A 21,874-nucleotide genomic window follows, 5' to 3' on the forward strand; every position below is an offset into this window, starting at 1 on the left:
GAGAAAGAGAAATTCCATTGAAATTACTATATATTTTTGGAAAAAATATTATTCTTCGTAAAATATTGATAACATTTTCATTAATAATCATTTTTTTACTTGGTCGCTATGTTCCAATACCTGGTGTCTTGATTTCTGCTTATAAGGGACAAGACAATAACTTTGCGACGCTTTATTCAACAGTAACTGGTGGTAATTTGTCTCAGGTTGGGGTCTTTTCATTGGGTATTGGTCCTATGATGACCACAATGATTTTACTAAGACTATTTACGATTGGTAAATACTCTAGTGGAGTATCTCAAAAAGTTCAACAGTTTCGCCAAAATGTGGTGATGCTTGTCATAGCAATTATTCAAGGGCTAGCCATAGCCATATCTTTTCAATATCATAATGGTTTTTCTCTGACCAAATTATTACTCGCGACAATGATACTTGTGACTGGTGCATATATTATTTCCTGGATTGGTAATCTAAATGCGGAATACGGGTTTGGTGGAATGACTATTTTAGTGGTGGTAGGTATGCTTGTTGGGCAATTTAATAATATTCCTCTTATTTTTGAATTATTCCAAGATGGTTATCAACTTGCTATCATCTTATTTCTTTTGTGGACACTAGTAGCAATGTACTTAATGATAACTTTTGAACGTTCAGAATATCGTATACCAGTAATGCGTACTTCAATCCATAATCGTCTCGTTGATGATGCCTACATGCCAATAAAAGTAAATGCTTCGGGGGGGATGGCATTTATGTATGTTTATACCTTACTAATGTTCCCCCAGTATATTATTATTTTACTAAGAAGTATTTTCCCAACTAATCCAGATATCACATCATACAATGACTATTTTAGTTTATCTTCTATTCAGGGAGTGGTTATTTATATGATTTTAATGCTTGTTTTATCAGTTGCATTTACTTTTGTGAATATCGATCCGACTAAAATTTCTGAGGCAATGCGAGAAAGTGGTGATTTTATTCCTAATTATAGACCTGGTAAAGAAACACAAAGTTATTTATCGAAAATCTGTTATTTATTTGGAACTTTTAGTGGTTTTTTCATGGCTTTCTTAGGAGGGGTACCATTATTATTTGCTCTTGGAAATGATAATCTTAGGACAGTTTCATCTATGACAGGGATTTTTATGATGATCACAGGGATGTCATTTATGATATTGGATGAATTCCAAGTTATTCGTATTCGTAAACAATACACTTCTGTATTTGAAAATGAGGAGAATTAATGTTTCATTTTATTCCATCTTGGTATAATGAAAATCGTACCTGGTATGATAATAATTACTTGTGGTATTTCAAGCCGACTAATGTCGGTTTTGATGATACTATCAACCAAATGAAGATGTTTGATTATGCTGGAAAAGAGAGTAGATTAGTTGTCTTAAACTATATGCCCAATTTACGTTATTATTTACATCGCTATGACTTGTTAGAATCAGGTTATTATTCAGTTTTTGATGATATTCAAGAAATCGGGAATGTAAGACAGCAAATGATTGACTTCCGACAACTCAATTGGCCTGAAGGGGTGGACTTTACCTATACTCCGTTTATAGTTTTGGTAAAAAAGTCAGGAGATTTAATTGCTAAGGTTCAATTTGGTGAAGAAGGAAATTTAACGCATATTGATTATTTTGCAAATGAACAAATAGCTAAGAAATACCTCTTTGATGATAGAGGATTTCTATCTAGTATTCTCTATTATGATAATGGTGGTGAAGCCTATCAAGATTATTTAGCATCATCAGGGGAAAGGATTATGAGAGAATACCTAAGAGAAGGTGACCACCATGTTGAAATTAATCCTAAGAAAGCTATTCATTTTTTAAAGTTATCTTACTCCGACATTGAAGAGTTGATTAGAGAGAAATATCTGACCTATCTCCATAAAGAAGTTAGTAAATCAGATACTATCATTGCTAGCTTTAATCAAGTTCATAACGCATTTATTGTTGGGAACACTAGTAAAGGAAATTTAATATTATCTGTTTTTTCAGAGAGGAATAATGCTCACAATGTATTGGAGGATTACTCTTCCTTATCTCGAGCAGACGCTATTATTTGTGATAGACTAGATATTGCTGCACAATTGAAAGAAAAAATAGATAAACCAGTTGTTCATGTTTCTCCCTTTGATACGCGTTTAGCTTTGGGAAAAAGTAATCAAGTTAGAGATTTAGAAATATATTTTGTCATAGATAGACTTTCCCATAAAGAATTGCAAAAGTCTTTAACGTCCTTATATAAGGTTATGCTCAAAAATAATGATATAAAAGTAACATTTGTCAGCTACGAACGAGAATTTGAAAGTCGGCAATTGACGTATGACTACCTTAAAGAAGCAACAAAAGTTTTTGATCAGAAATTCTTTAGTTTATCAGACGATGATGCCAATCAAGTTCTTATGCAATCTGATGAAGTAGAAAAGGAAAAAACACGCCTTTCTTTTACCCATCCTTTGTCAGAAACAGATATCATAAACCGGTTAGAGTATGTCCGTTTGATTATTGATATCTCGAAAATACCAGACTTATACACACAAATTGCAGGGATAAGTTCAGGTATCCCTCAGATAAATACAATATTAACAGAATTTGTTGAACACAGGAAAAACGGTTACGTTATTGAAGAGATCCAAGAATTGGAAAAGGCAATTCCTTATTATTGTGAACAATTAACTAATTGGAACCGTTCTTTAATTTATTCTGTTGATAAAATCAATGACTATACAGGTGGTCAATTGGTAGAAAGAATTATAAATAGTTATTAAATAAATATGTCAAAAATAAAACTTACAATTCTTCAAGTTGGTGAAGAGAACTGGGCAACTAAAGAGAATATCCCTAATGATATGGAATGGCTCTTTATTAAACCAGATCAAATTTCTGACTTTGTAACTACAGAAAATAATTATCTTACATCGTCAAAGTTATTACAAAAACTACCTCGAAAAATATCTGCTCTTTTGTTGACAGAGCAAACTTATGGACCAGAGTTATCTAGTTTATCGTCATTCTTTGAGGTTTATGAAGTATTTTATCCTAAAGATAAACATGCTACGGGGATAACAGAAGAGTTTTTACGCTCGAAAATGGCCCAACGATATGATAGTAGCTCTCCAGCTCAGCTAATTCGTCAATTTTATAAAGGGCTTTTTATAGGACAATACGGAGAGAAACTTCAAGTTTCACAAATACAAATTAGAAATGATTTTGAAGGTGTAGTAAACTATCAGGGAAATAACTATCTTGAATTAGAAGGGCAATTTGGTGAGGACTATAGTTTTTTACTTAATTTTGCTTACAATATTCCATTTTCATCGGATTTTTATAATGAGTTATTTTTAGAACACATTATAGAGGGTGATATAGATATTCGATTGGTTATCTCGTTGATTGTTGATGGTTCTGTTGATGATATTGCTAAAGAGTGGTACTTTGAGAAGGAAGACCTAAATCAACTTATTTCTTTAGAGTCCGATATTAGTGGTAGCCTTGCAGTTAAACTTTTTGCTAAGGGAAAGGGTATCATTAAGTTAGGTCCATTGCACCGTCGTAATGGTAGAGGAGGATTGGGCACATTTCTACTAGGAGGAGAACGTCACATAGATGCTATAGGTCATGAATTTATGACTTATTTTGATCCAGTAGATTTCAAACCACCTCTAACTGTTTATTTTTCGGGATTTCGTTCAGCTGAAGGCTTTGAGGGATTCTGGATGATGAAGAGTATGAAGACTCCATTCATGTTAATTTGTGATCCACGATTACAAGGTGGTGCCTTTTATATAGGAAGCAAAGAATATGAACAAAAAATAGTTGATGCTATTCAAGAAAAACTGGCCTTTTTAAATTTTAGTTCTGATCAGTTAATTTTATCCGGACTTTCAATGGGGACTTATGGTGCTACTTACCATGGTGCTAAGCTAAATCCTCATGCTATTATTATTGGTAAACCAATATTTAATTTAGGAACAGTTGCTCAACGTGAAAGATTAGAGAGACCAGATGGATTTGCTACTTCATTAGATATTCAACTACTCAATCAAGGTGACTTGACCAGTTCCTCTTCTGAGAAGTTAAATAACCTTTTTTGGAAATCTATAGAAGAAGGAGATTTTTCAAATACGACTTTTGCCTTAGCCTATATGAAAAACGATGACTATGATGCGACTGCCTTTTCTGATTTATTGCAATATTTTAGAGGAAAGAAGCATAAGATATTAGGCAGAGGTTGGGATGGCCGACATGGTGATTGTTCTGCAGAAGTTGGTGCATGGTTTACAAGTCAGTATAGGCGAATGCTATCTAATGATTTTGGAAGGAAAGAAGAATGAGTACGATAAGCTATATTTATTGGGATGATTTTTCAAGGTTTTCTTATAATTTTGGAACAAAATTACAATTTTTGGGGAAATCAGTATGCTTTGAAAATCCATTAGCTCCTTCTAGCACAAACTTGTATACATGGAGCTCCCAGACTAATTATCAGTCAAAAAGAATTTCTCCTAACTTACCTTTATTAAGAAAGGGAACTCGTTATAGCTTGTCATTAAATGCAGAACTCGATTTAGTTGGCTCTCTTTTTGTTCGCATTGAATTTTACAATCGCTTTAATGAGTCTATTGGTTTTGAACTGTTAAAAAAAGATAGTATTATTTTTATCTATCCTAAAGAGGCTTATACCTATACCATTAGCTTGATTAATGCAGGTTGTAGCGATTTTACTTTTCATTATTTGAAACTTGAGGAAGTTACAGATAGCGTTATTCAGGAGAAAAATCTATCGACAGAGTTTACTATTGAAGAACATCAAGACGTTTTTAATCTTCTTTTGGTCGAGAAAAAAGATAGTGTGTATATTAATAAAATAGAAAGCATTTCTCAATTGCAACAGAAAGTCGAGCTGGTCAGCAATCCCTCATTAAATTCTGATAGTTTGATATTACCTGAGTTGGAAAAGGGGTTAGAAGATGCATTAAAAGTTTTTCCTAACATTAAGATTAATGTCATTGCATATGGAACACAAGGTAATTTTGCTGCTTTATATTATGCTAAAAAATTTCCCAGAATAACTGCCTATATTAATGATTGTTTTGCTCCTTTCGGAATTTTACTTAAATCCTTACCACACTTGACTGCCAAACAACAAATATTTCTTAGAGAAGTCTGGGATACGAGAGAGACGTCTCCAAATGTAAAGCACTATGGATTGGTTTCAGAAAATTCCTCTTTAAATTTAGTATCAATGATCTTATCTGGTAATGAACATCTACCTTACCTCACACTTTTAAAAAAGCAGGACGACAATTATGACAGCCTTTAATAGTTTATTTTCGTTAGATAAGAAACGTTTAAAAAAACTTCAGCGTACTTTAAATACTATCAATAGTTTAAAGGACCAAATGGCAACACTATCAAATGAGGAGTTGCAAGCTAAGACAACTGAATTTAGAAAACGTTTAGTTAATGGGGAAACACTAGATGATATTTGCGCTGAAGCTTTTGCTGTTGTTAGGGAAGCTGATAAGCGCGTATTAGGTCTATTTCCGTATGATGTACAGGTAATCGGTGGTCTTGTTCTGCACCAAGGAAATACTGCTGAGATGAAAACTGGTGAAGGAAAAACATTAACTGCCACTATGCCTTTGTATCTCAATGCTTTAGAAGGGAAGGGGGCAATGTTGCTGACTAATAATTCCTACCTTGCTATTCGAGATGCGGAAGAAATGGGAAAAGTATATCGTTTTTTAGGATTGAGTGTCGGTGTGGGAGTTTCTGATAATGAGGAAGAGGATAGAGATGCTGCGACTAAGCGAGCTGTTTATAGTTCGGATATTGTCTATAGTACAAGTAGTGCACTAGGCTTTGATTATTTAATTGATAACCTAGCTTCATCTAAATCTCAAAAATATATGCCCAAGTTACATTATGCTATTGTAGATGAAGCTGACGCAGTTCTTTTAGATATGGCCCAGACTCCTTTGGTTATTTCAGGTTCACCCCGAGTACAATCTAATCTCTATAAAATAGCAGATGAATTAATTCTTAGTTTTGAAGAACAAGTTGATTATTATTTTGACAAAGAGCGTCAGGAAGTGTGGATAAAAAACCAGGGTGTTCGTGAAGCTGAGAGATATTTTAGAATCCCTCATTTTTATAAACAGTCTAATCGAGAACTTGTGCGACATTTGAACTTATCTTTAAAAGCACATAAATTATTTGAACGAGGAAAAGATTATGTGGTTGACGATGGTGAAATCAAGTTGTTAGATGCGACTAATGGCCGTGTTTTAGAAGGTACTAAACTTCAAGGAGGTGTTCATCAAGCTATTGAGCAAAAAGAGCATCTTAATGTCACACCAGAGTCTCGAGCAATGGCTTCCATTACCTATCAAAATCTTTTTAGAATGTTTACTAAGTTAGCTGGAATGACAGGAACTGGAAAAACTGCTGAAAAAGAGTTTATTGAGGTCTATGATATGGAAGTGGTTAGAATTCCAACTAATTCTCCTGTTAGACGAATTGACTATCCTGATAAGATTTATACAACCTTACCAGAGAAAATCTATGCAACGATTGAATTTGTTAAACAGGTTCATGATACAGGACAACCAATCCTACTAGTTGCCGGTTCTGTGAGAATGTCAGAGCTATTCTCAGAATTATTATTACTAAGTGGTATCCCTCATAGCCTGTTAAATGCTCAAAGTGCGGTTAAGGAAGCGCAGATGATTGCAGAAGCAGGGCAAAAAGGAGCGGTCACTGTTGCAACGAATATGGCTGGTCGTGGTACAGATATTAAGTTAGGTAAGGGAGTATCAGAATTAGGTGGTCTTGCGGTTATTGGAACGGAGAGAATGAAGAGTCAAAGAATGGACTTACAATTAAGGGGACGTTCGGGTCGACAAGGGGATATTGGTTTTAGTCAATTTTTTGTATCATTTGAAGATGATCTAATGATAGAATCAGGTCCTAAATGGGCGCAAGCTTACTTTAGGAAAAATCGTGACAAAGTTAATCCAGAAAAACCTAAAGCCTTAGGTCAGAGAAGATTCCAGAAGTTATTCCAGCAAACTCAGGAAGCTAGTGACGGTAAGGGAGAGTCTGCACGTAGTCAAACGATAGAGTTTGATTCGAGTGTACAGCTTCAGCGAGAGTATGTTTATCGTGAGAGAAATGCTTTGATCAATGGAGAAAGTGGACATTTTAGTCCAAGACAGATTATTGATACAGTGATTTCTTCCTTCATTGCTTATTTAGATGGTGAAGTAGAAAAAGAAGAACTCATTTTTGAAGTAAATCGTTTTATATTTGATAATATGTCTTACAATCTTCAAGGGATTTCTAAAGAGATGTCACTTGAAGAAATTAAAAACTATTTATTCAAAATAGCCGATGAGATTCTTCGAGAAAAGCATAATTTGCTTGGTGATAGTTTTGGTGACTTTGAACGTACTGCTGCTTTAAAAGCGATTGATGAAGCTTGGATTGAAGAAGTAGATTATCTACAACAATTACGTACTGTGGCAACAGCTCGTCAAACGGCACAGCGTAACCCGGTTTTCGAATATCATAAAGAAGCATATAAATCCTACAATATCATGAAAAAAGAAATTCGTGAACAAACTTTTAGAAATCTACTTTTGAGTGAAGTATCCTTCAATGAGAATGGAGATCTTCAAATTTATTTTATATAAGAGATGAAAGATAATGACAGTTTATAATATAAACCATGGAATTGGTTGGGCAAGTAGCGGTGTTGAGTACGCTCAAGCATACCGAGGTTCTGTTTTGAGAAAACTTGGAATTGATGCTAAGTTTATTTTTACAGATTTTTTTTCAGCTGATAATATTATTAGCCTCACGCGAAATATAGGTTTTCAGGATAAAGAAATTATTTGGTTATATAATTTCTTTTCAGATATTGAGCTTGCACCGACAACTTTTAGTATAGAAGATTTGCAAAAACAATATCTTGGAAAACTTGTTCGAAAAGAAGATAGAGGTCGGGTAATCAAGTTTTTCTACGAAGATGAAAATATCTATTTAACAGTTTACCTTGATAACTTTAACAAGGATAAAGTGCATCGTGTAGAAATCGTTTCAAATAACAACCTTATCAGAAAAGATTATTATAGTTATACACGTACTTTCTCAGAGTATTACTATCCTAAAGATGGTGTAGCTCACCTTTATCAACGTAGATTCTACAATGAAGATGAAAGTACAGCCTTTTTGGAGATGGTAGAAAATAGCTCAAGTCGTTTTATTATCAATGGCAGACTTTTACCATCCAAAGTAGCTTTTTTTGATTATTTTTTGGAATCAATGACTTTCACTTCAAAAGATATTATTCTTTTGGATAGAGGAACTGATACCGCTCAGAGTCTTTTGCGCCATGGTAAACCCGCTAAGCTAGGGACTGTTGTTCATGCGGAACATTTTAGTGAGAATGCTGTGACTGCTGACACTATTTTATGGAATAACTATTACGATTATCAGTTTACTAACGCTAATAGATTTGATTTTTTTATTACCTCCACTGATAAACAAACAGAACTTTTGGAACAACAATTTAAACAATTTACAAATCATAATCCTAGAATTATAACTATCCCGGTAGGCTCAATTGACAATCTTAAAATGCCAATGGATAATCGCCGTCCGTACTCTATTTTGACAGCTTCACGTCTAGCTAGTGAAAAACATGTAGATTGGTTAGTACGTGCAGTTATTAGGATAAGAGAAATTCTTCCTGAAGTGACATTTGATATCTATGGATCAGGTGGAGAAGAAGAAAAAATTAGAAATATTATAAATGCAGCCAATACAACGGAATACATTCGATTGATGGGACATAGAAATCTCTCGAATGTTTATCAAAATTATGAGTTATATTTGACAGCTTCTAAAAGTGAGGGGTTTGGCTTAACTTTACTTGAAGCTATTGGCGCAGGACTTCCTTTGATTGGGTTTGATGTTCGTTATGGTAATCAAACTTTTATCAAAGACGGAGAAAATGGTTATCTAATTCCTCGATTTGATATGGATGATGAGGAAGCTATTGTAGAAGCTTTTAAAGAGAAAGTGTTACAATTATTCCAACAGGATCAAAAGGCTTTACGAGAAGCTTCTTACGCCATTGCCGAAGGATTCTTAACAAGTGAAGTAGAAGGAAAATGGTATAACTTAGTTAAGGAGTTGGTACAAGATGATTAACTTATTTGATAGTTACACTCAATCAAGTTGGGATTTACATTTTTCCTTGATAAAATCAGGTTATATTAACCCTACTATAGCTTTGAATGATGATGGTTTTTTACCAGACGACGTAACATCACCCTATTTATATTACACTGGTTTTGCAAAGATAGGTGCTGGCCGCCCACTTTACTACAATGAACTTAGAGTTCCTGATACATGGGAAATTATTGGTTTTAGTAGTGGTGCTGATATTGTTGACTTAGGTGTCAAAAAGGGCAGAATTATTTATGCAAACCCAAATCATAGGCGTCTAATAAAAGAGGTAGACTGGTTTGATGAGCAAGGTAGAGTCATTTTAAAAGATCGCTTTAATAAGTTTGGGTTCTGTTTTGCACAAACCTTTTATAACGTGGATGGTCAAGCGATTCAGACGTCATATTATAATAAGGATGGGCAAGAGGTTATATCAGAGAACCATATGACAGGGGATTATATTTTAAATGATAATAATCAGTTTAAGGTTTTTAAATCTAAAGTTGAATTTGTCATAAATTATCTTCAAGAAGCAAAATTTAACTTAGATAGGATCTTCTATAATTCTCTGTCAACACCATTTTTAGTAAGCTTTTACCTTAATCGTCTAGAGAGTAAAGATGTTCTCTTTTGGCAGGAGCCTCTCGTAGATGATATTCCAGGAAATATGCGCTTATTATTGAACAATCCTTCCCCAAACACTAAAATTGTAATTCAAAGTTATGAAGCTTATGCTAATGCTATGAGGTTATTAACTGACGAAGAACAAAAACAAGTTAGCTTTTTAGGATTTATGTATCCTCTTAAAGAGACAGAAAAATTACATAACCAAGCTCTTATTTTGACGAATTCTGATCAAATCGAAGCATTAGAAAGTTTAGTGACTTCTCTTCCTAATTTGACTTTTAACATAGGTGCTTTGACCGAGATGTCTAGTGAACTCATGAATTTTGGCAAATATGATAATGTTGTACTCTACCCAAATATCACAACAAATCAAATACAATATTTATCAAATATTTGTGCTTTTTATCTTGATATTAATCATCATAATGAGATATTATCAGCAGTTCGCTCTGCTTTTGAACATCAACAGTTAATTTTTGCTTTCGAAGAGACTAGTCATCAAATTCGTTTTGTATCACCTAAAAATATTTTTCCCAAAAAAGATATTTTTACATTTATTTCGCACTTGCAGCCACTAATTGGCAATAAATGTAATATAGAAAAAGCATTAAAACAGCAGCTTGAAGATTGTCATGTTTCAAGCTCTACTCAGTATCAATCTGTAATTAATTAAGGGGAAAATTTTGGAAAAAAAGAATTTACTTCAGGAGAGTATTAATAAACGTCTATCTGAAGAGCGATATCAAATTCCTAAAGAAAAAAGAGAGAAAAAACGATTTGACATGCAGCTTATTCTGATTATTTCTATTTTAATAGGGTTAATCATGTCTATTATCGGAATTATTCGATTTTTCTTAACTTACAGTAGTTAAGTTACTATCCTTTATTTTGTAGAAAAATTGATAAATAAATGGTATCGTAACTCTATCACTAAATTTATATACTAGAGGAAATAATGTCACGCAGTCAAAAAGTTATTTTAACTAATATGTGTCTTATTGAAGATAATAAAGGACGTATTGTGATGCAAATCCGTGATCCTAAACGTTATTCTTGGTCAGGAGCTGCTTTACCAGGCGGCCATATTGAAGAAGGAGAAAGCTTGTATGATGCTCTCGTTCGAGAAGTTCGCGAGGAGACAGGTTTAACAATAAGTAATCCCAAATTAGTTGGTATGAAGCATTGGTACACAGATGAAGGCATCCGTTATTTGGTATTCCTTTATAAAACATATGATTTTTCAGGTGAATTACAATCGTCAGATGAAGGTGATGTTATATGGATTGAACGTTCACAACTTGATAAGATTGAACTAGCATATGATATGCTTAACCTTTTGAGAGTATTTGATGAAGATGACATCTCAGAGATGTTTTATAGTAAGCGACTTGAAGATGGTTTTATAAGAAAATTTTATTAAACAAAAAAGAACTAGGTTACATTCCTAGTTCTTTTTAGATGTCTTTATTTAACTCCAGACATTAGTTTTTCAATGCGTGGAACATAAAATAAGAGGATAAATCCAAATACAACTGTTATACCACCAACAACACCATAATAAAGAATTTGAGTATCAGGTGTGTACAATTTAACGATTTGAGCGTTAATAGCTTGTGCTGCAGCATTACTTAAGAACCAGATGCTCATCATTTGAGCTTGGAATGCTTTAGGTGCGAGCTTACTAGTTGCTGATAATCCAACTGGTGAGATTAGCATTTCCCCAACGATGACAATAGCCCAACTCATTGTTAACCAAAGAGGGCTTACTTTAGCGTTAACTCCAAAGAGTAAACCTGGTAGCATCATCCATAAGAATGAAGCTCCAGCAAAGAAAAGTCCATACGCAAATTTTTTAGGTGATGAAGGTTGCTTACTTCCCCATTTAGCCCATAACCAAGCAAAGAATGGTACATAGAGCATAATGAAGAGAGGGTTCATGCTTTGGAAATAACTTGATGGGAAATTAATATGATGCCCAAAGAAGTTAAGGTAAAGTTTTGTTTGTTCATCTGCGAATAAGGCTAAGACAACTGAACCTTGTTCTTCAATTGACCAAAATAGAATTGAGGCGATAAAGAGAGGGATATATGCCCATACTCGAGAACGCTCAACAGAAGAAATCTTTTTACTACTTAAAATCTTGATAAAATAAATAATTGGAATGGCGATTGCAATAATACTAAAAATATCGATAATTACTTCAATTGTTAGCATATGCATCAAGTGAAGAAGAATAAGTACAATAACAATACCAATAAGGATAAGCCCAACTTTTTTATATAGAGAGGACTTTTCTTCAGGACTTAAAGGATCGTTTGGTCTGAGACTCTCTTCAGTCAAATATTTTTTTCCATCTAAGGTATATTGGAGGAGACCAAAGAACATACCAATAGCAGCAAGTGAGAAACCAAGATGGAAATTTACTTCTTGTCCGAGGTACCCCACTACAATGGGTGAAATAAAAGCACCAAGGTTAATACCAAAAACAAAGATACTAAAACCAGCATCACGACGAGAATCATTTTCTCCGTATAAATTACCAACCATCTCTGATACATTTGGTTTTAATAGTCCAGTACCAAGGATAATTAGAGCAATCGAAATGAATAGAGCTGTTTGACCAAATGGCGTAGCTAGAGCAATATGACCTAGCATGATTAGAATACCACCATACAGAACAGTTTTACGACTACCTAGAATACGGTCGCTGACAAAACCACCAATTACTGATGAGAGATAAACCAGTGAACCATAGACAGCCATGATTGATGCAGCGACAGTCTTGTCCATACCAAGGCCACCTTGAGAAACACTATAGTACATATAGTACAGCAAAATAGCACGCATACCATAGTATGAGAACCTTTCCCACATTTCAGTAAAGAAAAGAGTGGACAATCCACGAGGATGTCCAAAGAATGATTTTGTTTTTTCCATGAAAAACGCTCCTTTTGTAGATAACACTATTAATAATATAGTAAATAGAAGCAACTGTCAAATTACTTAGCACTATCAAGTTATTTTTTTGTAGAGGTTAACACCCTTGGTAAACCAAGTTTTTTAACTATCTAGCCTAGAAAAAGGCTTGAATTCAATAGAACTCAAGCCTTTTTTAGAAAAGAAACCACAGTGAAATAAAAATATCGTGTCTTTAAATTATCTGAAGATTATTTTACAGACCCACCTGTAATACCTTCAACATAGTATTTTTGCATGAACATGAAAAGTATTGTGATTGGAATTGCAATAATAACAGATCCTGCTGTGAATGACATGAACCACTGGTTGATGGTATCTTGTTGCAACATTGAAAAGAGACCAATAGCGACTGTGTACTTGCTCGTAGCATCACCTAAAATAACTTTTGCAAAGATGAAGTCCATCCAAGGCCCCATAAAAGCGATTAATGCAGTATAAACGATAATGGGTTTTGACAATGGTAGGGTGATTTTAAGGAAAATATCCAAACGGGTCGCCCCATCAATCATAGCAGACTCATCCAAAGAGTATGGAATAGTATCAAAGAAACCTTTTGCGATGTAGAAGGTTAATGCTGCTCCTGCAGAATAGACAAATATTAAAGCGGTTAATGTTTGGTCTAGATTTAGAGCTTTTAGGATGTAGTAAACTGCAATCATTGACATGAACCCAGGAAACATATTCAAGACTAAAGCTAGTTTTAGGAAACCATTACGGTGTTTGAATTTGATTCTGCTGAGAGAATAAGCCATTGCTACAGTGATTAAAGTTGATAGTATACAAGTACATGTAGCAACAAATAATGTATTTAAGAACCATTGACCAAATGGGAATGTGTTTTGGGTGAAGAGTTTAGCGTAGTTGTCTAATGTCCAAGTTTTAGGAATAAAGTAGTTGACAAAGGCACTTCCTTCACCACGGAAGCTTGTGAGAACGACCCAAACAATGGGAAAGAGCCACATAATTGATAGTACTATCAATAAAATATAAACAAAAGTAAGGTTAAGACGTTTTTTCTTATTCATTATTTAGCTGCCCCTTCCTTGTAAGAATTTGTTCTTGTGTAAGCTAGTAAACTAAATACTGCTGAAAGAATAAAGATTAAGATACCAACAACAGATGCTAAGTTATAATCTGCAGCAGTTACTGTCAAATTGTATAGCCAAGTGACAAGTAAATCGGTGCTACCTGCTTGGTAGTATGTTGAGTTTGTTGGTCCACCTTGAGTGAGTAGGTAGATAACGTTGAAGTTGTTAATATTTCCGATAAATTGTTGAATTAAAGTAGGAGTCATAATCAACAAAATTTGTGGGAAAGTAATTGATTGAAAGACTTGGAACTTATTCGCCCCATCAATTTCAGCAGCTTCAATTTGTTCTGCAGGTAAATTCATGATGATACCAGTAGCAACAAGCATTGTTACAGGAATACCAACCCACATATTAACAAAGATGATTGAGAATTTCGCCCAGACCGGATCAGAAAGGAATGGAAGGGGATGTGCTGAAGAAATAAGTCCCCATTTTATTAACAAGGCGTTAACCGGTCCAGCGTCACTTAAGAGGTTTCTCATGATTAAGAGAGAGATAAATTGAGGGACAGCCATGGTAATAACAAAAATAGTACGCCACATCTTTTTGAATTTCAAACCTTTTGTATTAATTAGTAAGGCAAGAATAATACCAAAGAAGAAATTCGTTACAGTAGCGAAAACAGCCCAAATTAATGTCCAAGATAGAACAGGGAAGAAAGTACTGGCCATACGCCCGCTAAAGATATTACCGAAGTTAGCAAAACCAACCCAGTCAAATAAACTTTTTGGTGGTAAGTGGTTATGATCATAGTTAGTAAATGCCAAACAAATCATATAAACTAACGGAAGGATTGTAAATAGAAGCACCCCTATTAAAGGAATAGACATTAAAGTCATATGGAAGCGTCCATCTGTCAAGCTTTTAATATCTTTTTTGAAGGATGGAATTTCTCTTCCTTCTTCTTTCAAGGTCAATAAATGTGCTGCGCTTTTAATGTTTGACCAGTAAATATAGGCAAATACGCAACAGAAGATAAGTGAAGCTAATCCAAAAATTAGCATTAACATAGAGTTATCACCTTGTGTCGCAACTTGGATTTTAATACCATCCACAGTTTTAGTTGTCATACCTTGTTCTTGGGTCCCTAAGGAAATAAGACCTTTTACAGCTGGGATAACTTGGTAAACAAAGGTAATTAAAAACAGAATTTCACTGATTAAAAATAAAAGTCCCTTGACAATTTGTTTATTTTTGAGGTTAGCAAGTCCCATAATTAAGAATGATAGTTTAGTTGCTAAATCACCTTTTTGAAAGACCTCTTTTAGGGACATACCATCAAGTGAGATCAGTTTTTTATTCATAATGGTCTCCTTTAATTGTTATTTTACAAAATAAGAGATGGGAAGCACTCTCAATTGAAAGGAAGAGTACTCACCTCATCTCATTACTCTAGACGTACTATTTTGTTTTAGCGATGTCTTTATCGAATTGTTTTAGACGTTTAAGGTAATCGCTAGATTTGATTTTACCACTGTAAGTATCGCTAAGAATAGCAGCACTTTCTGTCCAGAATGTTGACATTTGACTCAACTTAGGCATAACCGTTGTATATTTATCTGAGCTACCCATTTCGATAACTGCTTTTGCAAGTTCATCTTTTTGGACGCTATCAGAAGATTGAATTGATGAGTTAGCAGGAACGATATGACGTTTTTCGAATTGAATTTTTTGACTTTCAGCATTAGTTAGATATGCAGCGAGTTTGTAGCTAGCTGAGATTCGTTTAGTGTTTGAACCAGCAGGTGCTTGGTTAACGGCATAAAGTTTAACACCCAAGAATGCTTTTTGTTGAACTTCTTTGTCACCGATTTTCATTGTTGGGTAAACAGCAACACCGATTTTATCTTCACCGACAGCTTTTTTAGCAGCGTCGTAATCCCATGGTCCACTTTCAAAAGCATGAACAGAACCATCGCCAAATTTAGACATTGTATTTTCAGCTGTCAAGTTGACAAAACCATCATTTTTCTTTTGATCTGCAATCCATTTAAGGACAGAAACACCTGCTTCATTACCCCAGTTAGTGCCTTTAGCATCTTCACCAGATTTACCAAATAAAGTGTCGCCTACAGAAAGGAAAAGAGGGCCTGTTACATATGAGTTAGCTGCTTTAAGCTGTTGACCGAATTTCCCTTTGCTTGTAATTGTTTCGTATGATTTAACGTCGTCAGCAGTTAACTTTGTTTTATTATAATAAAGAACTTGAGATTCAATACCAAATGGGAATGCATAAGTTTTCCCTTTATATTGTGCACCAGTAAGTGATTGTTTAGTGTCGTTTTTAGCAATTTCTTTTGAGTATTGCTCTGGAATTTCTTGGATAACACCAGATTCTACTAATTGACCAAGTTGGTCATGTGGAAGTGAGAATACATCGGCTGCCTTGCTTGGGTCTTTTTTAACGTTTTCTTGAGCTTTAGAGTCATTAGACTCAATCATTTTTACAGTAACGCCTTTGTTTTCCTTCTCGAATTTTTTAACAATTGCTTTATAAGACGCTTTTGAATCTGTTGGGACCCAAAGTTTGATAGTTGTTTTTGAAGCAGCATCAACTGAGTTAGAGTGAGTAGCAGCAATTGCTCCTCCTGCAACTACTGAAAGAGCAGCAGTACTAACAAGTAATTTTTTCCAAGTATTTTTTTCCATTTTGGTTCTCCTCCTAGAGAATATTTTAATTACACCTATATTATGCAACCGTTTGCAAAAAAAGTCAAGTCTTTTTTTAAAAAAAATAAGAAAAATTAAAAAATAATATCAATTAATACTAAATGAGAAGATTATTTTAGTGAGAGTATTACATTGGCAGAGAAGGCAAACGTTTGTTTTTTTCTTAGATTAGAGTATAATAGACAAAGGACTATACCAAAAGGTATAAAATGATTAGAATGAAGAGGTCGTAGGATGGTAACTATAAAAGATGTTGCTGCCAAAGCTGGTGTTAATCCATCGACAGTAAGTCGTGTACTAAAAGATAATGCATCTATTTCAAGTAAGACGAAAGAGCGCGTGAAAAAAGCTATGGAAGAGCTGGGCTATGTTCCTAATGTTGCAGCACAAATGTTGGCTAGTGGTTTAACGCAAAATATTGGAGTTATTTTTCCTCCACTGGTTTTACCAGACCGCTTAAGTGAACCCTTTTTCATGGAGATTCTTTCTACATTAACTAATGAAGCAAAAGAGCATGGGTTTACAGTTTCTATTGCAACAAGTATGTCTTCTGAGGAGTTGTTAGAACAAGTAAAATTAATGCATCTACAAAAACGAGTGGATGGTTTTATTGTTCTCTATTCGGATCAAAAAGATCCTATCAGAGAGTATTTATTAAAATATAAACTGCCCTTTGTGGTTGTTGGTGCTGCTAATGGCTATGAAAATGAGATTACTTATATTGATAATGATAATCAACTGATGGGGAAATCTGCCATTGATTATCTCTATAAAAAAGGACATAAAAGCATCCAGTTTGTTACAGATGATTTAAATTCAGAAGTATCAGAAGAGCGCTATTTAGGGTATTTTAAAGGTGCTAGAAAGTTAGGTTTAAACCAAAAGCCAGCTCTTTTATTTGACAGAGGCAATCCGCAGGTTTTAGAGGAATTTATAAATAGAGTCAAAGAAGAAGAAACAACTGCTTTAATTGTTATTGGTGATACTGTCTCTGTTAGAGTAATACAATTTCTTTCTTTCTATAAATTAAAAGTTCCAGATGACATTTCTATCATGACCTTTAATAATTCTCTCTTCTCACATCTGATTCATCCTTACCTAAGCACATTTGATATTAATGTTAATAATCTAGGAAGGACAAGCGTTCGTCGTCTGATTGACATCATTAAATCTCCAGACAAAGTCTTTAGTGAGACTATTATTGTGCCTTTTACTTTAGAAGAGCGTGAAAGTGTCCGAGATATTTCTAAAAATAATAATTAAGCTATGATATAAAGACTTCTATCAATTTTCGATAGAAGTTTTTTTAAATTATGCTTGACTTATGCAATCGCTTGCGTTAAGATGGAGGAGTAAAGTAAGTAATCGAAAAGGAGAATCAATATGAAAAAACGTGCAAGTGGTGTCTTAATGCACATCACTTCTCTACCAGGTGATTTAGGTATTGGAACATTTGGACGAGAAGCCTACGCTTTTGTTGATTTTTTGGTCGAAACTGATCAAAAATTTTGGCAAATTCTTCCCTTAACAACAACAAGCTTCGGGGACTCTCCTTACCAGTCTTTTTCTGCAGTAGCTGGTAATACACATTTAATTGATTTTGATTTGCTAACGCTTGAAGGTTTTATTTCGAAAGATGACTACCAAAATATTAGTTTTGGACAGGATCCAGAAGTTGTTGATTATGCTGGTCTGTTTGAAAAACGTCGTCCAGTTTTAGAAAAAGCAGTTAAAAACTTCTTGAAAGAAGAGAGAGCTACGAGAATGCTATCTGATTTTTTGCAAGAAGAAAAATGGGTAACTGATTTTGCTGAATTTATGGCTATCAAAGAACATTTTGGTAATAAGGCGCTTCAAGAATGGGATGACAAGGCTATTATACGCCGTGAAGAAGAAGCCTTAGCAGGATATCGTCAAAAGCTTAGTGAAGTGATAAAATATCATGAAGTAACGCAATATTTCTTTTACAAACAATGGTTTGAGTTAAAAGAATATGCTAATGATAAAGGGATTCAAATTATCGGTGATATGCCAATCTACGTTTCTGCCGATAGTGTAGAAGTTTGGACAATGCCTGAACTGTTTAAATTAGATCGCGACAAACAACCACTTGCTATTGCTGGTGTACCAGCGGATGATTTTTCTGACGATGGTCAGCTTTGGGGCAATCCTATTTACAATTGGGATTACCACAAAGAGTCAGATTTTGACTGGTGGATTTATCGTATTCAATCTGGTGTTAAGATGTATGACTATTTGCGTATTGATCATTTTAAAGGTTTTTCAGATTATTGGGAAATTCGAGGAGATTATCAAACAGCTAATGATGGCTCATGGCAACCAGCTCCCGGTCCAGAATTATTTGCAACTATCAAAGGAAAATTAGGTGATTTACCTATTATTGCTGAGAATTTAGGCTATATTGATGAGAGAGCAGAGAGATTACTGGCTGGAACAGGGTTCCCAGGTATGAAAATCATGGAATTCGGTTTTTATGATACAACAGGAAATAGTATTGATATTCCTCATAACTACACAGAAAATACAATTGCATATGCTGGAACTCATGATAACGAAGTTATTAATGGCTGGTTTGAAAATCTTACAGTCGAACAGAAAGCTTATGCAGAAAATTACATGCGTCGTTTGCCAAATGAGCCCATTACTGAGACTGTACTACGTACCTTGTATGCAACCGTTAGTCAAACAACGATTACATGTATGCAAGATCTACTAGATAAACCTGCAGATAGCCGTATGAACATGCCAAATACCGTTGGAGGTAACTGGCAATGGCGTATGAGAAAAGAAGACTTAACAGAAAATCGCAAAGCATTCTTAAAAGAGATTACAACTATTTATAATAGAGGGAATAAATAAGGAATATTATCATGACAAGAAATTTTACAACTTACGTTGGACAACAAGGAAAAGTATTATCAGAATTAACAAATGAAGAGATTTACGTTGAATTGTTAAATTTTGTAAAAGAAGAAGCTGCCGCTAAATCAAAAAATAGCTCTCAACGTAAGGTATACTATATTTCAGCTGAGTTTCTAATTGGTAAATTACTTTCAAATAATTTGATTAACTTAGGGATTTATAAAGATGTCAAAAAAGAGTTAGAACTTGTAGGTAAATCAATTGCTGAAATAGAAGATGTAGAGCCAGAACCATCACTTGGTAATGGTGGTTTAGGGCGTTTAGCATCATGTTTTATTGACTCGATTTCTTCTTTAGGTATTAATGGAGAAGGTGTTGGTTTAAACTATCACTGTGGGCTTTTCAAACAAGTATTTCGCAACAATCAACAAGAAGCAGAAGCTAACTACTGGATTGAGAATAATTCTTGGTTAGTACCAACAGATATTTCTTATGATGTTCCTTTCCGTGACTTTACTTTAAAATCACGCCTAGATAGAATTGATGTATTAGGTTATAAGAAAGATACTAAAAATTATTTGAACCTTTTTGATATTGATGGACTTGATTATAACCTTATTGAAAAAGGTATCACTTTTGATAAGACAGAAATCAAGAAGAATTTAACCTTGTTCTTGTATCCAGATGATTCAGATAAAAATGGAGAATTATTACGTATCTATCAGCAATATTTCATGGTCTCAAATGCTGCTCAATTATTAATTGATGAAGCGATCGAGCGTGGTTCAAACCTTCATGATTTAGCTGAATATGCTTATGTTCAAATTAATGACACTCACCCATCTATGGTCATCCCTGAGTTAATTCGTTTATTGACAGAAAAGCATGGTTTTGAATTTGACGAAGCTGTGTCAGTTGTTCGCAATATGGTTGGCTATACAAACCATACCATTCTTGCAGAAGCTCTTGAAAAATGGCCTTTAGAGTATCTTAATGAAGTAGTACCGCACCTAGTAACAATCATTAAAAAATTAGATCAAATGATTCGTGAAGAGCAAACAAATCCAGAGGTTCAAATTATTGATGAAGCTGGACGTGTTCACATGGCGCATATGGATATCCACTTCTCAACAAGCGTTAATGGTGTAGCAGCATTGCATACAGAAATCCTTAAAAATAGTGAATTAAAGGTTTTCTATGATATTTACCCAGATAAGTTTAACAATAAGACAAACGGTATTACATTCCGTCGCTGGTTGGAGTTTGCTAACCAAGATTTAGCAGATTACTTGAAAGAACTAATTGGGGATAGCTATCTTACTGATGCGACTCAGCTCGAAAAATTGTTAACTTATGCTGATAGCAATGAAGTTCATGATAAATTAGCTGCTATTAAATTTAAAAACAAACTGGCTCTTAAACGTTACCTTAAGGAAAATAAAGGTATTGAATTGGATGAATACTCAATTATTGATACACAAATCAAACGATTCCATGAATATAAGCGCCAACAAATGAATGCTTTATATGTTATTCATAAATACTTAGAAATTAAACGTGGGCATTTCCCATCACGTAAATTAACAGTTATTTTTGGTGGTAAAGCTGCTCCAGCCTATACTATTGCACAGGATATCATTCACTTAATTCTCTGCTTATCAGAATTAATTAATAATGATCCAGAAGTTAATAAATACCTTAATGTCCATTTAGTAGAAAATTACAATGTGACAGTAGCGGAAAAGTTAATCCCTGCAACAGATATTTCGGAACAAATTTCATTGGCTTCCAAAGAAGCATCTGGTACAGGTAACATGAAATTTATGTTGAATGGTGCTCTTACTCTTGGTACTATGGATGGGGCAAATGTTGAGATAGCTGAATTAGCCGGCAAAGAGAACATCTACACATTTGGTAAAGACTCTGACACTATCATTAATCTTTATGAAACATCTGGTTATCGTTCAAAAGATTACTATGATAAAGACAAAGTAATTCGTGAAGCTGTTGATTTTATCATTAGTGATGATATAGTGTCACTCGGTAATGCAGAACGACTAAAGAGATTGCATGATGAATTAGTAGGTAAAGATTGGTTCATGACATTGATTGATTTGAAAGAATACATTGCTGTTAAAGAACAAGTGCTTGCTGATTATGAAGATTATGAATCATGGAATAAGAAAGTTATACACAATATTGCTAAAGCAGGGTTCTTCTCATCAGATCGTACAATCGAACAATATAATCAAGATATTTGGCATTCAAATTAAAAAGTCTCTAAAAGTAAGGTTTTCAACCTTACTTTTTTGTTGTCTAATAAAACTATAAGTATTTATTTTTGTCCGTAGACTTTAAAAATAG

General features: G+C 34.2%; 16 protein-coding genes. 12 read left to right on the forward strand and 4 right to left on the reverse strand.

Features of this window, described 5'->3' with window-relative positions; genetic code table 11:
- Positions 1 to 17 precede the first annotated feature (17 nt).
- The 9 genes from secY2 (at position 18) to EGX70_RS00510 (ending at position 11,307) form a co-directional block, all read left to right on the forward strand.
- Positions 18 to 1,247, forward strand: coding sequence for an accessory Sec system protein translocase subunit SecY2 (secY2, locus tag EGX70_RS00470; RefSeq protein WP_123947819.1), 1,230 nt, complete (start codon positions 18 to 20; stop codon positions 1,245 to 1,247).
- Entirely contained in the window at positions 1,247 to 2,791 is a 1,545-nt protein-coding gene (gene asp1 / locus EGX70_RS00475) for an accessory Sec system protein Asp1 (protein ID WP_000468353.1), read from the forward strand. The genes secY2 and asp1 overlap by 1 nt, the downstream gene beginning before the upstream one ends.
- Before the next feature lie 6 nt (positions 2,792 to 2,797).
- Positions 2,798 to 4,357 (forward strand): accessory Sec system protein Asp2, encoded by a 1,560-nt coding sequence (asp2, locus tag EGX70_RS00480; protein ID WP_000034858.1) that lies wholly within the window; start codon positions 2,798 to 2,800, stop codon positions 4,355 to 4,357.
- Positions 4,354 to 5,346 (forward strand): accessory Sec system protein Asp3, encoded by a 993-nt coding sequence (gene asp3 / locus EGX70_RS00485; protein WP_000104398.1) that lies wholly within the window; start codon positions 4,354 to 4,356, stop codon positions 5,344 to 5,346. The genes asp2 and asp3 overlap by 4 nt, the downstream gene beginning before the upstream one ends.
- Positions 5,333 to 7,720 carry an accessory Sec system translocase SecA2 gene (secA2, locus tag EGX70_RS00490; protein WP_000123600.1) on the forward strand — a complete coding sequence of 796 codons (2,388 nt, stop codon included), beginning with the start codon at positions 5,333 to 5,335 and terminating at the stop codon, positions 7,718 to 7,720. The genes asp3 and secA2 overlap by 14 nt, the downstream gene beginning before the upstream one ends.
- 13 nt (positions 7,721 to 7,733) lie before the next feature.
- Complete coding sequence (gene gtfA, locus EGX70_RS00495) at positions 7,734 to 9,242, forward strand: accessory Sec system glycosyltransferase GtfA (protein WP_000219538.1); 1,509 nt, start codon at positions 7,734 to 7,736, stop codon at positions 9,240 to 9,242.
- The gene (gene gtfB / locus EGX70_RS00500; RefSeq protein ID WP_000609039.1) at positions 9,235 to 10,560 is read left to right on the forward strand and encodes an accessory Sec system glycosylation chaperone GtfB; all 1,326 of its coding nucleotides are present in this window, start codon (positions 9,235 to 9,237) and stop codon (positions 10,558 to 10,560) included. Before gtfA ends, gtfB begins: the two co-directional genes overlap by 8 nt.
- A gap of 10 nt (positions 10,561 to 10,570) precedes the next feature.
- The gene (locus EGX70_RS00505) at positions 10,571 to 10,759 is read left to right on the forward strand and encodes a hypothetical protein (RefSeq protein ID WP_123947821.1); all 189 of its coding nucleotides are present in this window, start codon (positions 10,571 to 10,573) and stop codon (positions 10,757 to 10,759) included.
- An 83-nt stretch (positions 10,760 to 10,842) separates the two neighbouring features.
- A complete protein-coding gene (locus tag EGX70_RS00510; protein WP_000091521.1) occupies positions 10,843 to 11,307 on the forward strand; it encodes an 8-oxo-dGTP diphosphatase in 465 nt (154 codons plus the stop codon).
- A gap of 44 nt (positions 11,308 to 11,351) precedes the next feature.
- Here EGX70_RS00510 and EGX70_RS00515 read toward each other — a convergent pair whose 3' ends face one another.
- From EGX70_RS00515 to EGX70_RS00530, 4 genes are all read right to left on the reverse strand, one after another.
- Positions 11,352 to 12,824 carry a peptide MFS transporter gene (locus tag EGX70_RS00515; protein WP_000416073.1) on the reverse strand — a complete coding sequence of 491 codons (1,473 nt, stop codon included), beginning with the start codon at positions 12,822 to 12,824 and terminating at the stop codon, positions 11,352 to 11,354.
- Between the two features lie 230 nt (positions 12,825 to 13,054).
- A complete protein-coding gene (locus EGX70_RS00520) occupies positions 13,055 to 13,891 on the reverse strand; it encodes a sugar ABC transporter permease (protein ID WP_001035401.1) in 837 nt (278 codons plus the stop codon).
- Positions 13,891 to 15,261, reverse strand: a complete 1,371-nt coding sequence (locus EGX70_RS00525) for a carbohydrate ABC transporter permease (protein ID WP_001035541.1) — start codon at positions 15,259 to 15,261, stop codon at positions 13,891 to 13,893. Before EGX70_RS00525 ends, EGX70_RS00520 begins: the two co-directional genes overlap by 1 nt.
- A 97-nt stretch (positions 15,262 to 15,358) precedes the next feature.
- Complete coding sequence (locus EGX70_RS00530) at positions 15,359 to 16,606, reverse strand: extracellular solute-binding protein (RefSeq protein ID WP_000414616.1); 1,248 nt, start codon at positions 16,604 to 16,606, stop codon at positions 15,359 to 15,361.
- 255 nt (positions 16,607 to 16,861) lie between these two features.
- Between EGX70_RS00530 and EGX70_RS00535 the strand changes: the two genes are divergently transcribed.
- From EGX70_RS00535 to glgP, 3 genes are all read left to right on the forward strand, one after another.
- Entirely contained in the window at positions 16,862 to 17,890 is a 1,029-nt protein-coding gene (locus EGX70_RS00535) for a LacI family DNA-binding transcriptional regulator (RefSeq protein ID WP_000256307.1), read from the forward strand.
- 120 nt (positions 17,891 to 18,010) lie between these two features.
- Positions 18,011 to 19,507 carry a 4-alpha-glucanotransferase gene (malQ, locus tag EGX70_RS00540; RefSeq protein ID WP_123947823.1) on the forward strand — a complete coding sequence of 499 codons (1,497 nt, stop codon included), beginning with the start codon at positions 18,011 to 18,013 and terminating at the stop codon, positions 19,505 to 19,507.
- A gap of 11 nt (positions 19,508 to 19,518) precedes the next feature.
- Complete coding sequence (glgP, locus tag EGX70_RS00545; protein ID WP_000197731.1) at positions 19,519 to 21,783, forward strand: glycogen/starch/alpha-glucan family phosphorylase; 2,265 nt, start codon at positions 19,519 to 19,521, stop codon at positions 21,781 to 21,783.
- Positions 21,784 to 21,874: the final 91 nt, after the last annotated feature.

The sequence above is a fragment of the Streptococcus sp. FDAARGOS_522 genome (assembly GCF_003812445.1).
GTDB classification, from domain to species: Bacteria; Bacillota; Bacilli; order Lactobacillales; family Streptococcaceae; genus Streptococcus; species Streptococcus agalactiae.